10 protein-coding genes are annotated in these 12,878 nt (G+C 64.5%); 5 read left to right on the top strand and 5 right to left on the bottom strand.

Going from position 1 to position 12,878, the window contains the following annotated elements:
- Nucleotides 1-64 precede the first annotated feature (64 nt).
- Entirely contained in the window at nt 65-1,576 is a 1,512-nt protein-coding gene (locus tag ACVWWD_RS15265; protein WP_457103630.1) for a sugar ABC transporter ATP-binding protein, read from the bottom strand.
- 136 nt (nt 1,577-1,712) lie between these two features.
- Between ACVWWD_RS15265 and mtnK the strand changes: the two genes are divergently transcribed.
- Together mtnK and mtnA are read left to right on the top strand one after the other, a co-directional pair.
- Complete coding sequence (gene mtnK, locus ACVWWD_RS15260; RefSeq protein ID WP_352546546.1) at nt 1,713-2,987, top strand: S-methyl-5-thioribose kinase; 1,275 nt, start codon at nt 1,713-1,715, stop codon at nt 2,985-2,987.
- A complete protein-coding gene (gene mtnA / locus ACVWWD_RS15255; RefSeq protein WP_352546547.1) occupies nt 2,984-4,078 on the top strand; it encodes an S-methyl-5-thioribose-1-phosphate isomerase in 1,095 nt (364 codons plus the stop codon). Before mtnK ends, mtnA begins: the two co-directional genes overlap by 4 nt.
- Before the next feature lie 11 nt (nt 4,079-4,089).
- Here the strand turns inward: mtnA and ACVWWD_RS15250 are convergent, their stop codons facing one another.
- From ACVWWD_RS15250 to nanR, 4 genes are all read right to left on the bottom strand, one after another.
- On the bottom strand, nt 4,090-4,791 hold the full coding sequence (locus ACVWWD_RS15250; protein ID WP_352546548.1) for a sugar phosphate isomerase/epimerase family protein: 702 nt from the start codon (nt 4,789-4,791) through the stop codon (nt 4,090-4,092).
- 141 nt (nt 4,792-4,932) lie between these two features.
- On the bottom strand, nt 4,933-5,778 hold the full coding sequence (locus ACVWWD_RS15245; protein ID WP_023771080.1) for a phosphogluconate dehydrogenase C-terminal domain-containing protein: 846 nt from the start codon (nt 5,776-5,778) through the stop codon (nt 4,933-4,935).
- Nucleotides 5,779-5,821: 43 nt separating this feature from the next.
- Nucleotides 5,822-7,117, bottom strand: coding sequence for a ribulose-bisphosphate carboxylase large subunit family protein (locus tag ACVWWD_RS15240; RefSeq protein WP_435053971.1), 1,296 nt, complete (start codon nt 7,115-7,117; stop codon nt 5,822-5,824).
- 72 nt (nt 7,118-7,189) lie between these two features.
- Nucleotides 7,190-7,906 (bottom strand): transcriptional regulator NanR, encoded by a 717-nt coding sequence (gene nanR, locus ACVWWD_RS15235; protein ID WP_352546550.1) that lies wholly within the window; start codon nt 7,904-7,906, stop codon nt 7,190-7,192.
- A gap of 347 nt (nt 7,907-8,253) precedes the next feature.
- On the opposite strand from nanR, the gene ACVWWD_RS15230 reads away from it, so the two are divergent.
- The 3 genes from ACVWWD_RS15230 (at nt 8,254) to ACVWWD_RS15220 (ending at nt 12,856) form a co-directional block, all read left to right on the top strand.
- On the top strand, nt 8,254-9,276 hold the full coding sequence (locus tag ACVWWD_RS15230) for an ABC transporter substrate-binding protein (protein WP_352546551.1): 1,023 nt from the start codon (nt 8,254-8,256) through the stop codon (nt 9,274-9,276).
- A gap of 74 nt (nt 9,277-9,350) precedes the next feature.
- Entirely contained in the window at nt 9,351-11,825 is a 2,475-nt protein-coding gene (locus tag ACVWWD_RS15225) for an ATP-binding cassette domain-containing protein (RefSeq protein ID WP_023771084.1), read from the top strand.
- Nucleotides 11,822-12,856 (top strand): ABC transporter permease, encoded by a 1,035-nt coding sequence (locus ACVWWD_RS15220; RefSeq protein ID WP_352546553.1) that lies wholly within the window; start codon nt 11,822-11,824, stop codon nt 12,854-12,856. Before ACVWWD_RS15225 ends, ACVWWD_RS15220 begins: the two co-directional genes overlap by 4 nt.
- Nucleotides 12,857-12,878 lie beyond the last annotated feature (22 nt).

The following is a 12,878-nucleotide window of genomic DNA, read 5'->3' as shown; positions in this document are numbered from 1 at the left end:
CGCTGCCGTTTTTACCCAACTCGAAGCCATGGTCTCTCCATTCCAATTCCATCGGCCGCCACGCTCAGGCAGCGCTGTGCAGCGGTCCACCGGCAACCTCGGCCAACAGGCGGTCGAGGTCGACATCGGCATTGCGGTGTTCGCCGACGATCGTGTGCTCCGACATCACCAGGATGCGGTCGGCCGTCTCCAGCGCTTCGTCGAGTTCGGTGACGAACAGAAGCGTGGCGCGGCCATTGGCGCTTGCCCTTAGCTTGGCGGCGATATCGCGCCGGGCCGAAATGTCGACGCCCTGGAACGGCTCGTCGAGGATGAACAGCGCGGCATTCTGCGCCATCCAGCGGGCGACCATCACCTTCTGCTGGTTGCCGCCCGACAGCGCCGACATCTCGTCCTTCTCGGAGCGGCAGACGATGCCTAGTTGCTCGATCTGCCTGCGTGCGGTGGCGCGTTCGAGGCGGCGCCTGAGCACGCTCAGACTGGACATGCGCTTCAGAAAGGGCAGGCTGACATTGCGCTCGATGTTGAAGCCGTCGACGATGCCGCTGGTCGCACGATCCTTGGCGACGAGGAACACGCCGGCTGCGATCGCGTCGCCAGCCGAGCGCGGCGCGTAAGGCTTGCCGTTCATCGTCATGGTGCCGGCGAGCGGCCGGCGCACACCGAACAGCGTTTCGGCAAGAGCGGTCTTGCCGACGCCGACGAGGCCGGTGATGGCGACGACCTCGCCATCGCCGAGTGTCAGCGACATCGGCTTGGCGCCCTGCGCGATGCGCAGGCCTTCGACGCTCAGGACCGCCCTGGCGGAACTCCTGGCCACGATCCGGTCGAGATGGATCTTGCGACCGAGCATGGCGTTGACCGCGCCTTCATAGTCGAGCGGCTTGGTATCGAAGGCGCCGGAGACGACGCCGTCGCGCATCGAGACGATGCGATCCGCGAGCCGCCTGATGTCCGACATGCGGTGCGAGATGTAGAGGATCGCCACGCCCTGCTCGCGCAGCCGGTCGACCAGCGCGAACAGCCTGGCGGCCTCGGCAGTGGAGAGCGACGAGGTCGGCTCATCGAGGATCAGCACTTTCGGCTGGTGCGCCAGCGCCCGGGCAATCGCCACCATCTGGCGGTCGGCCAGCGAAAGATCGCTGACGCGCGCCTTCAAATCGATGGCCAGCCCCATGCGGTCGGCGACCGCCCTGGCCTCACGGCGCACGCGAGCGGGATTGAACAGGGTCGGCGCGCCCCGGCCGCTCAGCCTGTCGAGCGTGAGATTGGTGGCGACATCAAGGTCGGCGACGACGCCGTCATTGATGTTCTGGTGCACGGTGACGACGCCGGCGCGGATAGCTTCCGCCGGAGTGTTCGGTGCGAAGTCCTGCCCGGCGAGCGTCATGGCGCCGCCGCCACGCTCGTAAACGCCGCTGACGATCTTGACGAGGGTGGATTTGCCGGCGCCGTTGGCGCCCATCAGCACGGTCACTTCACCGGCATGGAGGTCCAGCGCGATGCCGCCAAGCACCTCGTTACGGCCAAAGGATTTCCTCAGTCCCTCTACGCGGAACACGGCATTGCCGACCATGCGTTCCTCCCTGGTGATGACGCTATGGTCAATGTCGGCAATTGTCAACACGATTGACAATTGCCAGACAGCTTCCTAGCTTGGCCCCACCGCTAGGGCTCCCTATGATCGGAGCACATAGGCGGGAGGGACAAGAATGACTGGGAACTTGCCGTTCGAAGCATTGTCGGTGGAGACGCTCGCAACACGTCTGGGCGCGAACGAGGCCTTGTGTGCCAGGATCGGGAAGGACACCAGCGCCTGGAAAGTTCGCGAGGTCGGCGACGGCAATCTCAACCTGGTGTTCATCGTCGAAGGCGCCAGTGGCGGCGCCATCGTCAAGCAGGCCCTGCCCTATGTCCGCCTCGTCGGCGACAGCTGGCCGCTGCCGCTCAAACGTTCTTTCTTCGAATACCACGCACTGACCCGGCAAGAGGCGCGCGCGCCGGGCTCGGTGCCGGCGATCTACTACTTCGACGAGGTCCAGGCGCTGATCATCATGGAGTATCTGGCGCCGCCACACATCATTCTCAGGCGCGCCCTGATCGACGGGCGCCAGTTGCCGAACATTGCCAGGGATATCGGTCTGTTCATGGCCCGCACGCTGTTTCGCGGTTCCGACCTGTCGATGGTGACCAAGGACCGCAAGGCGGATTTGGCGCTGTTCGCCGACAATGTCGAGCTTTGCGACATCACCGAGAACCTGGTGTTTTCCGACCCCTATTTCGACGCCAAGATGAACCGCCACACCAGTCCGCAGCTCGACGGGCTGGTCGCCGAACTGCGCGCCGACCGCGACCTCAAGGTGGAGGCGCAGCGGCTGAAACATATGTTCGCCGCCAATGCCGAGACGCTGCTGCATGGCGACCTGCATTCCGGCTCGATCATGGTCACCGATCAGGAAACGCGGATGATCGATCCGGAGTTCGCCTTCTACGGTCCGATGGCCTTCGATATCGGCATGCTGCTCGCCAATTTCTGGATGTCGTTCTTCTCGCAGCGCGGGCATGAGCAGAACGGGAAGCGCGACGCCATGCGCGCCTATCTGCTCGGCGTCACGGCTGAAACCTGGGCGGTGTTCCGCGCCGAGTTCTCGCTGTTATGGCACACCGAGCGCACCGGCATGCTCTATCAAAAAAGCCTGTTCGAGGATCAGGGCGACCGGCTGGGCGCCGAGCAGGCGCTCGACAACGTCCTGCACCAGATCTGGGACGATCTGCTCGGTTTTGCCGGCATCGAGGTGCACAGGCGCATCCTTGGCCTCGCCCACAATGCCGACTTCGAGACCATTGCCGATGAAGATCTGCGCGCCAGTTGTGAGGCGAAGGCACTGAAATTCGGCCGCCACATCGCCGTCAACCGGCGCCAGATCCACAGCATCGACGAGGTCAATAATCTGGCCGCGCTGATCGAACAGGAGAACAGCATTTGAACGTCGGCGACCGCCACTACCGGACCATCTGGCTCAGCGAGGACGGCCGCTCGGTGGAGATCATCGACCAACGCTGGCTGCCACATGAATTCCGCATCGAGAAGCTCGTCACTGTCGCCGGCATCGCCACCGCGATCCGCGACATGTGGGTGCGTGGCGCACCTCTGATCGGGGTCACCGCGGCCTATGGCGTCGCCATGCAGATGACGGATGATGCATCCGACGAAGCGCTCGACACTGTGTGGGAGGTACTGCACGATACCAGGCCAACGGCAATCAACCTGCGCTGGGCGCTCGACGAGATGCGCCGTTTCCTGCGGCCGTTGCCGCTTGGTGAACGCGCCGCGGCCGCCTACCGGCGTGCCAACGAGATCGCCGACGAGGATGTCGGGCTCAACCGCGCCATCGGCGAGAACGGTCTCGCCATCATCAAGGATATCGCGGCGCGCAAGCAGCCGGGCGAGACGGTCAATATCCTCACCCACTGCAATGCCGGCTGGCTGGCGACGGTCGACTACGGGACAGCCACTTCACCGATCTACCTCGCTGTCGAAGCCGGCATTCCGGTCCATGTCTATGTCGATGAAACACGCCCACGCAACCAGGGCGCCCAGCTCACCGCCTGGGAGATGGCCGGCCACGGCGTGCCGCACACGCTGATCGTCGACAATGCCGGCGGCCATCTGATGCAACGCGGCGCAATCGACATGGTCATCGTCGGCACCGACCGCACCACCGCCGACGGCGACGTCTGCAACAAGATCGGCACCTATCTGAAGGCACTCGCCGCCGCGGACAACGACGTGCCGTTCTACGTCGCGCTGCCTTCGCCGACCATCGACTGGACGGTGGGCGACGGACTTGCCGAAATCCCGATCGAGGAACGCTCCGGCGACGAGGTTTCGCTGGTGTGGGGCAAGACAGCGAGCGGCGAGATCGCCCAGGTACGCGTCTCGCCCGAAGCAACGCCTGCGGCAAACCCCGCCTTCGACGTGACGCCGGCGCGGCTGGTCACCGGGTTGATCACCGAACGCGGCGTCGCCAAGGCGTCGCGCGAAGGGCTGAAGGCGATGTTCCCCGAGCGGGGGTAGTCGGGCCGCGCTCAGAACTCGGCGTTGTCCAGCGCGTTCACGAATTCCAGCGAGCGCCGCAAGGCGCCGCGAATGGTGCCGATATCCACCGGCGTGCTTCGCCGCTGGGGATCACTGCGCCGCGGGCGCTGCAGCCGCAACGGCAGTTCGATGCTGACTGGCAGCGTGGCGGGCAACACGGCCCAGTAGGATGCATAGTCGACAGAGCCGTCGCCGATGGCGCAGAACGCCCACCCCGCCCCGGTGCTGACGACATCCTTCAGATGAGCATGTCCAACCGAATCGATGGCATCAGCGATATCTTGAGCCGGCTGCATCGTCTCGCCGCTGTAGGTGAAGACGTTGCCGGCATCGTGGTTCAGGCGGACGTACGGCGATCCGATATCGCGGACGAAGCTTGCCCCTGATTGAGCGCTGCCGAGCAGATCGCCGCTTCCATGCCCGGGGTTCTCGAGCGCCATAACAACATCAGCCTGTTCCAGCCGCGGCAGAACGGCATCGATCGTCGCGCGGATAGCCGCGCTGTTTCTCGCCGAACCGGTATTGGTGATCAGGAACGAAGCGCCAAGACCGGCGGCAAAGCCGATCCGCCGGGACAACGCTTCGATCGCATCGGGCCCCGACAGGTCGAGATGAGCCGACACGGCGTTGATGCCAAGCCCGGCATTTTGCGCCGTCCGGCGCAGCTTCAATGCCTGCGCCTCGGCAAACATATCCTCGTCGAAATCGACATAGCCGCTGATAAAGGCCGGCTCGACATGGGCACCCACAGCGGCAATCTCCTCGATGGCGAACTCGATGGAATAGCCGTCGAAGAGAGCGGTCGATACCGATACGATCCGCGAAGGCAGGGCTCAGGCTCCCTTGCCGTAGACGATCAGTTCCGAGGCTTCCTTTACCTTGGCCGGCGAGAGTGCCTCGCGCCAATCGTCACGGACCACGACGCCCTTGGCGAAGCGCATCAGGCGCAGAGCGGCGTCGGACGGCACTTTCGGCGAGAAGCCGAACCACATGGCGATCTCGACATTCAGATGACCGATCAGGAAGTCGAGCGCGGCCTGCCTTGGAATACCGTATTTGCGCTCGCACTCCTCGACGGCCTCGACCATCGTGTCGACGAAAGGCATAGCGACCATTTCGGACAGGCCGGGCTCCAGGATTGCCAGCTGTTCGACCGTCACCCGGTGGCTGTCGATGATCGGCGACCACATTGCCTTGCACACCTCCTCGCCAAGCGCGTAGTCCTCTTCCGGTCCCTGCATCAGGGCGCAGACGATCGACTGCCTGGCGATGCCGCCATGATAGTCGCGACGCGCGGCCCACTCCGTCTCGTCGCCGAACAAGGGCGGATGGCAGGGATGACCGACGAAATAGGTGAGATCCGGTCGATCGCCGGGCAGGTCGCCGGCATAGGGCGCCGCGGCATCGAGAACGAGGATCATGGTGCCCTTGGCAAGCATCGGCGAGACCTGCCGCGTCACCTGGCCGATGATGTTGTCCGGCAGGGCCATGACCACCACTTTGGCTCCGGGAATGCCTTCCTCCATGGCGACGGCGGCGATATCAGCTTCTCCCAGCCGCTTGCGGCCGGCCTCTCCGATCTCCACGGCGCGGACATCGTAGCCCGCTTCGATCAGCTTACGCGTCACGCGGAAGCCCATCTTCCCGCCTGCTCCAAGCACCGCTACGGATATCCTCATATCTCTTCTCCCATTTTATCTTGATGGCGCCGATGACGCAGATTCAGCCGAACGCTTGCAGCGCGGCCTCGAGCTCCGGACGCGTGGCGGCGTAGTCGCGCGCGGGAATGCCTGCCGCCGCGGCTTCGAAAGCATCGTGCAGGCTTTGAACACCGGCGGCCGGACCGCCTGGATGCGCCATGATCCCGCCGCCGCAGCAATAGATGAAATCGTTCGAGCCGAGCCTTTCATAGGTCTCGCCCGCCTGCACCGCGGTCTGTCCAGACGAAAACACCGGCATCACCGTATCGGGACGGTCGGCCCGGCCGAACATCGGAGTGAGGCAGGCGTGGGCGGATGCCATCACCGAACCGTCGAGCTCGCAGAATTTGTTGGACAACCCGTTGACGTGCATGTGGTCGATGCCGGCCAGGCGCCAGAATTTCTGGTAGGCGAGATAGCTCATGCCGAGATCAGGAGAACGGCTGAAGAGGCCCCAGCCCGCCCGATGGCCGTGAAGCGCAACGGCGGAATGCCGGCGCATCTCGACGACACCCGACAGGCCGACGGAATTCAGGACCAGCATGGCGCAGGTGCCGCCACGGCGCTCGATCAGATCAAGCTGGCGGCGCATGGCGTCGATGTCCCCGGAAATGTTGGCCGCGTACATGACCTTGCGCCCGGTCCTGTCGGCGTGCCGGTCGATGACAGCCATGACCGCCTCGAACCGCTGTTCGAACGGCGAATGCGGGGGATCTCCCATCAGTTCGTCGTCCTTGATGAAGTCGAGGCCAGATGAGATCAGCGTATCGGCCAGGGTCGCGGTCTCCGCTGGCGTAAGACCGACGCTCGGTTTGACGATGGTGCCGACCAGCGGCCGTCCCGCGACGCCGGTCAGACGACGCGTGCCTTCGACAGCGAAAGCCGGCCCCGGATAGGCATTAGCGAAGACATCGGGAAAGCTGACGTCGAGCAGACGCATGGCCGAGAAATGATGCAGCTCGAACAGATTGCCGAGAACCGTCGACCAGACCGAAGCCAGCACGGTGCCCATGTTCTCGACGTTCCAGGAAAGACCCACTTTGGCCCGGCGCGGCCTGACGGCCGCCGTATCTCGGGGCGCGCGCGAAAACGGCAACGCCTCGCCATCGACCTCGCCAAGATCCTCGATGAGTTCGACGCGCGCGCCGAATCTGAGCAGCAGTTCCGGCGTCTCCCCAGGGATGGGACGGAATGTCCCGCTCGATTGCTCACCCGCCATCGCGGCCGCGGCGACCTCCATGGGATAGCGGGTTTGGATCAGGTAGGTGGCGTTAAGGCGACCGGTCAATGCAGGCTTCCCGGCTGGAATGAACTTCATGGCGGGAGCGATAGCATCAAAAAGATATCATGTCATCACATGAGTTTTCTCGATCAAAAAATTTTGCGACTGTCAGCTCCCGCCGTCGCTGCCGGCCAGTTTCGAATAGAGTTCATTGGCGCGGCCTATATGGTCCGCCATGGCGGCGCTGGCGCCTTCGGCGTCGCCGCCGGCGATCGCCTTGTAGATGCGTTCGTGCTCCTCAACCGTCAGACGCTCGGCGCCTTTCACCGCCACGAGATCGCGCTTGAAGCGCGACAGCCATTCGAGCATGCCCTTGGCCACGGCCGCGATCATCGAATTGCCGCTCATTTCAGCGATGACGGCGTGGAATTCCATGTCGGCGGTTACAAACCGAGCCTGGTCGCCCTTTGCCTCGCGCAGATGGCGCAAGGTCTCGGCAAGCCGTTCCAGGCTCTTGGCCGTTGCATGTCGGGTGGCGATCCGGACCAGGCCAGTTTCCAGCAAGAGCCTGACTTCCTTTAGGTCTTCAAGCCCGCGAGAGTTCGTCGCCAGCATCATGACCATAGCCGCTGAGACCTGATCGACGATCACCTCCGGCGTCGGGTTGATGACGCGCGCGCGTTCGCCGTGCGAAATCCTGATGAGCCCCATCTGTTGCAGCGTCAGCATCGCCTCCCGGATCGACGGCCGTCCGACGCCGATCATCGTCATCAATTCCTTTTCCGACGGCAATTGGGAACCAGGCGGAAATTCGGACGTCGAGATTGCCGCCATCAGCCGATCGAGAACCTCGACATACAATTTCTTCTTCTGGACCGGTTCCATCCGCATCTCTCCTGATCGTTTCTCGAGGCAATCGACCCCGAGTCGCACGGACAGGCAAGGTCCCCGCTGTGATTTGACATTACATATATGATGACCTAGCGTCCAGTGTGGCCAGTCTCAACGCGGCGCATGACGGCAACATGGTCGCCCCGACCGGCTGCCAGGGACGAGAGAGAAAACCCGGCGGGCGCGTTGCCCTGTCGACGCAATCAAATGAAGTTCCGAGCGGCTTGCCTATTTGGTATGCTGGTATAACATGTAGCTGGTATGGTGTCTTTCGGAAGAGACAGCATTACGGAGTGACAGACGAGCCGATCCAGGTCGGCCGGTTTTTGGGAGGAGAAATCATGAAGTTTTCAATTGTGGCGGCGCTTGTCGGCGCCGCGCTGGCCAGTGTTTCTGTTTTACCGGCGATGGCATCGTCGGACAAACCGGTGATCGCGCTCGCCAACGCCTATTACGGCAACACCTGGCGCCACCAGATGGTGGAGGCGTTCGAGGCCTCGGCCAAGGAAGCCAAGGCGGGTGGCCAAATCGCCGATTACATCATCATGAACGGTGACGGCTCGGTGGCGCAGCAGAACAGCCAGATCGCCGAGCTGATCCTCAAGAAGGTCGATGTACTCGCCGTCGACGCCGCCTCGGAGACCGCGGTCAACGGCATCATCGAAAAGGCCTGCAAGGCCGGCATCATCGTCGTTTCCTTCGATTCAGTTGCTTCGGCGCCCTGCAACTACCAGCTCAACTTCGACTTCAAGGGCTACAAAGCGGCCCAGGCCGAAGCCGTCTTCAAGATGATCGGCGGCAAGGGCAACGTCATCCAGGTGCGCGGCGTGAAGGGCTCTGCGCCCGACAACGACATGTTCAACGCGCAGCAGTCGGTGCTGGCGAACTATCCCGACGTCAAGGTTGTCGCGACCGTCTACGGCCAGGCGACCGCCTCGGTCGCGCAGGCGGCGATCGCCAACGTCCTGCCCTCGCTGCCACATGTCGACGCAGTGCTCGCTCAAGGCGGCAGCGACGATGTCGGCATCGCCCAGGCCTTCGTCCAGTATGGCGGCGATTATGCGGGCAAGATGCCCGTCATCGAAGGGGGCGGCGGCACCGACTTCGTAAAATGGTGGGCCGAGGAGAACGCCAAGAACGGTTACCAGACGGTCTCGATGAACACCACGCCCGGTATCGGCGGCGCCGCCTTCTGGCTCGGCCTGTCGCTGCTCAAGGGCGCCAAGGCGCCGAAGATGATGATCATGCCGGTGGCTACCGTCGATGCCGGCAACCTCAAGGAATATGCCAAGCTGCCGGGCGGCCAGATCATCAGCCCCAGCTATTCGCTCGACTGGGTCAAGCAGAACCTGCTCAGCAAGTAAGATCGCCATTGCCAGGGACCGGGCGCGCGCCAGACGGCCGCGCCCGGTCCCTGCCCGTAAGAATCGGAGGACGAATGTCCCATCTTGCCGTGACCGATCCGGAGGGCGCAGCCGCTACGGTGCCCGACACCAGGCCAAACGTCGTCTCGCTGTCGCGGATCACCAAGAGCTTCGGCCCGACGCTGGCGAATGCGCAGATCGACCTCGCCGTCTCGGCCGGCGAAATCATCGGCCTGGTCGGTGGCAACGGCGCCGGCAAATCGACGCTGATGCGTATCTTGTGCGGGGCGACGTCACCGACCCTCGGCTCGATTTCATTCACCGGCCAGGATGTGGGCTTCGCCGACTACGACACGGCGGCGGCGCAAAGGCGCGGCATCCGCATGGTGCACCAGGAACTGTCGCTGTGCGCCAACCTTTCCGTCGCCGAGAACTTCTTCCTGGAGACGCCAGGCGAAGCGGCCAACCGGCCGGGATGGCGAGCGCTCTATCGAGCCCGCGCCCGGGCGGCGCTGGACGCCGTCTTTCCCGCCAACGGCATCGATGTGAACGCCGAAGTCGGCCATCTCTCCATCGCCGAGCGGCAGATGGTCGAGATCGCGCGCGCCGCCGCCACGCCCGGCGTCAAGCTGATCGTGCTCGACGAGCCGACCTCGTCGCTCGACCTCGACCGCTCGAGGCAGTTGCGGGCCTTTATCCGCGAACGAGCCAAATCCGGCCTTGCCTTCATCTTCATCAGCCACAAGCTGCAGGAAATCATCGACATCGCCACGCAGGTGATGGTGCTGCGCAACGGGCGCACCGCCTGGCGCGGCGATGTCGCCGGCACTTCGATCGGCCAACTTGTGCAGCTCATGGGCGGCGACGCCAATTCGATCCACCAGCACAGCGCCGCCGCAGCCAGCAGCGGCGAGGCGCTGGTCAAATTGTCCGGCTTCCTGACCGCCGGGCTCGGCCGCGACATCGAGATCGGCCGCGGCGAGATCATCGGACTGGCAGGGCTCGAGGGCAGCGGCCAGAAGGAGTTGCTGCACGCCATTTTCGAGCCGGATTCCACCAGGGAGGCCGCGGTGACCAGGAGCGGCGATGCCGGTTTCATTGCCGGCGACCGCCAGAAGGAAGGCGTGTTCCCGCTGTGGAGCGTGCTTGGAAACATCAGCATCGGCAGCCTCGCCCGCCGTCCGGCACTGGGGCTGGTTTCGGAGCGTGCCAACCGCGAGGCGGCGGCCGAAGCGGCCGGCCGGCTGCAGCTCGACGACAAGCGCTTCGCCTCCAACATCCTGGAACTCAGCGGCGGCAACCAGCAGAAGGCGCTGGTTGCGCGCGCGCTCGTCGCCGACACTCCGATCCTGCTGCTCGATGATCCGACTCGCGGCGTCGACATCGCCACCAAGCAGGACTTCTACAGGCTCTGCAACGAGATCGCGCGCAGCGGGCGCACGCTGGTCTGGCACACGACCGAAGATGCCGAGCTTTTGGCCTGCGACCGCGTGCTGGTGTTTTCGGGTGGGCGCATCGTCAAGGAATTGAGCGGAGAGGCGATCACGGAATCGGCCGTCGTCGGCGCATCCTTCGCCCAGCAGGCGGACACGCGCCCGCGCCCGCGACACAGCACCGCAAGCGCCGGGCTTGCCCGCCGGCTGGTGAACGCGGCTCCCTTCATCGGCCTCGCCGCCGTGCTGGCGGTGATGATCTCGGCCAACCCGGCGGTCGCTTCGATCTTCGGGCTCGACCTGCTCCTGATGCCGGCGCTGTCGCTGGTGCTGGTGACGGCGGCGCAGATGTTCATCGTCGGCGGCAGCGAGATCGATCTCGGCGTCGGTGCCTTTGCCGGCCTGGTCAGCGTGCTTTCCGCCACGCTGCTCTACGATCAGCCATGGCTCGGAGCGCTGGCGCTGGTGGCGGCGGTCGCCGCCTATGCCGGGCTTGGCGGCCTGATCCAGGCACGTAAGATCCCGGCCATCGTCGTCACGCTTGGCGCCTCCTTCATCTGGATGGGACTAGGCTACGCGCTGCAGCCGACGCCGGGCGGCGCCAGCCCCGAATGGCTGTCGGCGATGTTCAGCTGGTCTCTGGGTTTCCTGCCCACCTCCATCATCCTCATCGCCGCGGTCGCGCTTGTGGTGCTGTTGATCGACCGGCTGCCGCTCGGTGTGGTGCTGCGCGGCTTCGGCAATAATCCAACCGCCATGGTCCGCTCCGGCTGGTCGCCGACGCGCTACGCGCTGGTGCGCTACCTCGTCGCCGGACTGTTCGCGGCTGCCGCCGGCCTGTCGCTGACCGCGATCAACACGGCAAGCGACATTAATTCCGGCAATTCGTTCACGCTGCTCAGCGTCGCCGCCGTGGTGATGGGCGGCTGCTCGCTGTTGGGCGGCGTCATCTCGCCAGTCGGCGCGGTCGCCGGCGCGGTCACGCTGGCCTTGATCGGCGCCTTGCTCGGCACGCTGAACGTGAGCAGCGACTTCAACGCGGCAACGCAGGGGCTGATCCTCATCGCCCTGCTGACGCTGCGCAGCCTGACCGCCGATCGCAGGAGCGAACAATGAACGGCCTCGCCGCCTTTAGCCTCTGGGCGCAGAAAAACCGCTGGGTCTGGTCGGCGATCGGCGTGCTCGTGCTTTGGCTGGTGCTGTCCATCGTCACCAACCGGTTCAGCCTCTCCAGCTTGTCGGGCATCATTCTATCGGCGTCGTTCCTGACCGTGGTTGGCATTGGCCAGATGTTCGTCGTCACCACCGGGCGCGGCAATATCGACCTTTCGGTGGCCTCGGTGATCACGCTCAGCGCCTTCGTGGCGCTGCTCACCATCAAGGGCCAGGATGCTAACCTCGCCATCGGCGTGGGTGCGGCGATCCTGCTCGGCCTCGCGGTCGGCGGCTTGAATTCGCTGCTCGTCGTCGGGCTGAACATACCAGCTATCATCGCCACGCTGGCGACAGGTTATGTGCTGGCGACGGCAACGCTGCTGTCGAACCGTGCCATATCGGGTTTCGCCGTCAGCCCGCTCTTGAAGACGCTGGCGACGGGCCGCGTCTCCGGCGTGCCGATCATGGCCGTCATCGCCATTATCGGCGTCGCCGCGACCGCGTTCGTGCTGCGCTACACGGTGTTCGGACAGTTGCTGTCGGCGGTCGGCCAGAATCGCACCGCCGCGCGATTGGCGGCGATCCGCAACAACCGGATCATCGCGGCGGCGTTCATCATCTCGTCGGTGCTGGCTTCGCTCAACGGGCTGCTGCTCGGCGCCTATATAGGCGGCGCTTTCCTGGAGATGGGCCAGCCCTATCTCCTGCAGTCGATCGCCGCGGTGGTTCTGGGCGGGACGCTGATCTTCGGCGGCTCGGCCAGCGCCGTCGGCACGCTGTTCGCCAGCATCCTTTTGATCCTCATCGTCACCACCATGCAGATCGTCGGCTTGCCGCCAGGTGCACAGGACATCGTGCAAGGCATCGTCGTGATCTTCGTTCTGGCGCTGGCCGGCCGGCAGGTGCTGTCGCGGCGAGTCGCCGTCGACCGCGCAGGCGACGAGGACACGCTGAAATCCGAGTCAGGTGCGGCGGCGATCCGGCCGGAATAACACTCGGGATGATGATTTCTCT

The sequence above is a fragment of the Mesorhizobium sp. URHB0026 genome, from assembly GCF_054059755.1.
The sequence above is the reverse complement of the archived record's forward strand: the minus strand, read 5'-3'. Positions and strand labels throughout refer to the sequence as shown.

Bases quoted from the DNA above. Each gene is read 5' to 3' on its own strand.
- ACVWWD_RS15265 (WP_457103630.1), bottom strand. From the start codon at position 1,576: ATGGTCGGCAATGCCGTGTTCCGCGTAGAGGGACTGAGGAAATCCTTT.
- mtnK (WP_352546546.1), top strand. From the start codon at position 1,713: ATGACTGGGAACTTGCCGTTCGAAGCATTGTCGGTGGAGACGCTCGCA.
- ACVWWD_RS15250 (WP_352546548.1), bottom strand. From the start codon at position 4,791: ATGTTTGCCGAGGCGCAGGCATTGAAGCTGCGCCGGACGGCGCAAAAT.
- ACVWWD_RS15245 (WP_023771080.1), bottom strand. From the start codon at position 5,778: ATGAGGATATCCGTAGCGGTGCTTGGAGCAGGCGGGAAGATGGGCTTC.
- ACVWWD_RS15240 (WP_435053971.1), bottom strand. From the start codon at position 7,117: ATGAAGTTCATTCCAGCCGGGAAGCCTGCATTGACCGGTCGCCTTAAC.
- nanR (WP_352546550.1), bottom strand. From the start codon at position 7,906: ATGGAACCGGTCCAGAAGAAGAAATTGTATGTCGAGGTTCTCGATCGG.
- ACVWWD_RS15230 (WP_352546551.1), top strand. From the start codon at position 8,254: ATGAAGTTTTCAATTGTGGCGGCGCTTGTCGGCGCCGCGCTGGCCAGT.
- ACVWWD_RS15225 (WP_023771084.1), top strand. From the start codon at position 9,351: ATGTCCCATCTTGCCGTGACCGATCCGGAGGGCGCAGCCGCTACGGTG.
- ACVWWD_RS15220 (WP_352546553.1), top strand. From the start codon at position 11,822: ATGAACGGCCTCGCCGCCTTTAGCCTCTGGGCGCAGAAAAACCGCTGG.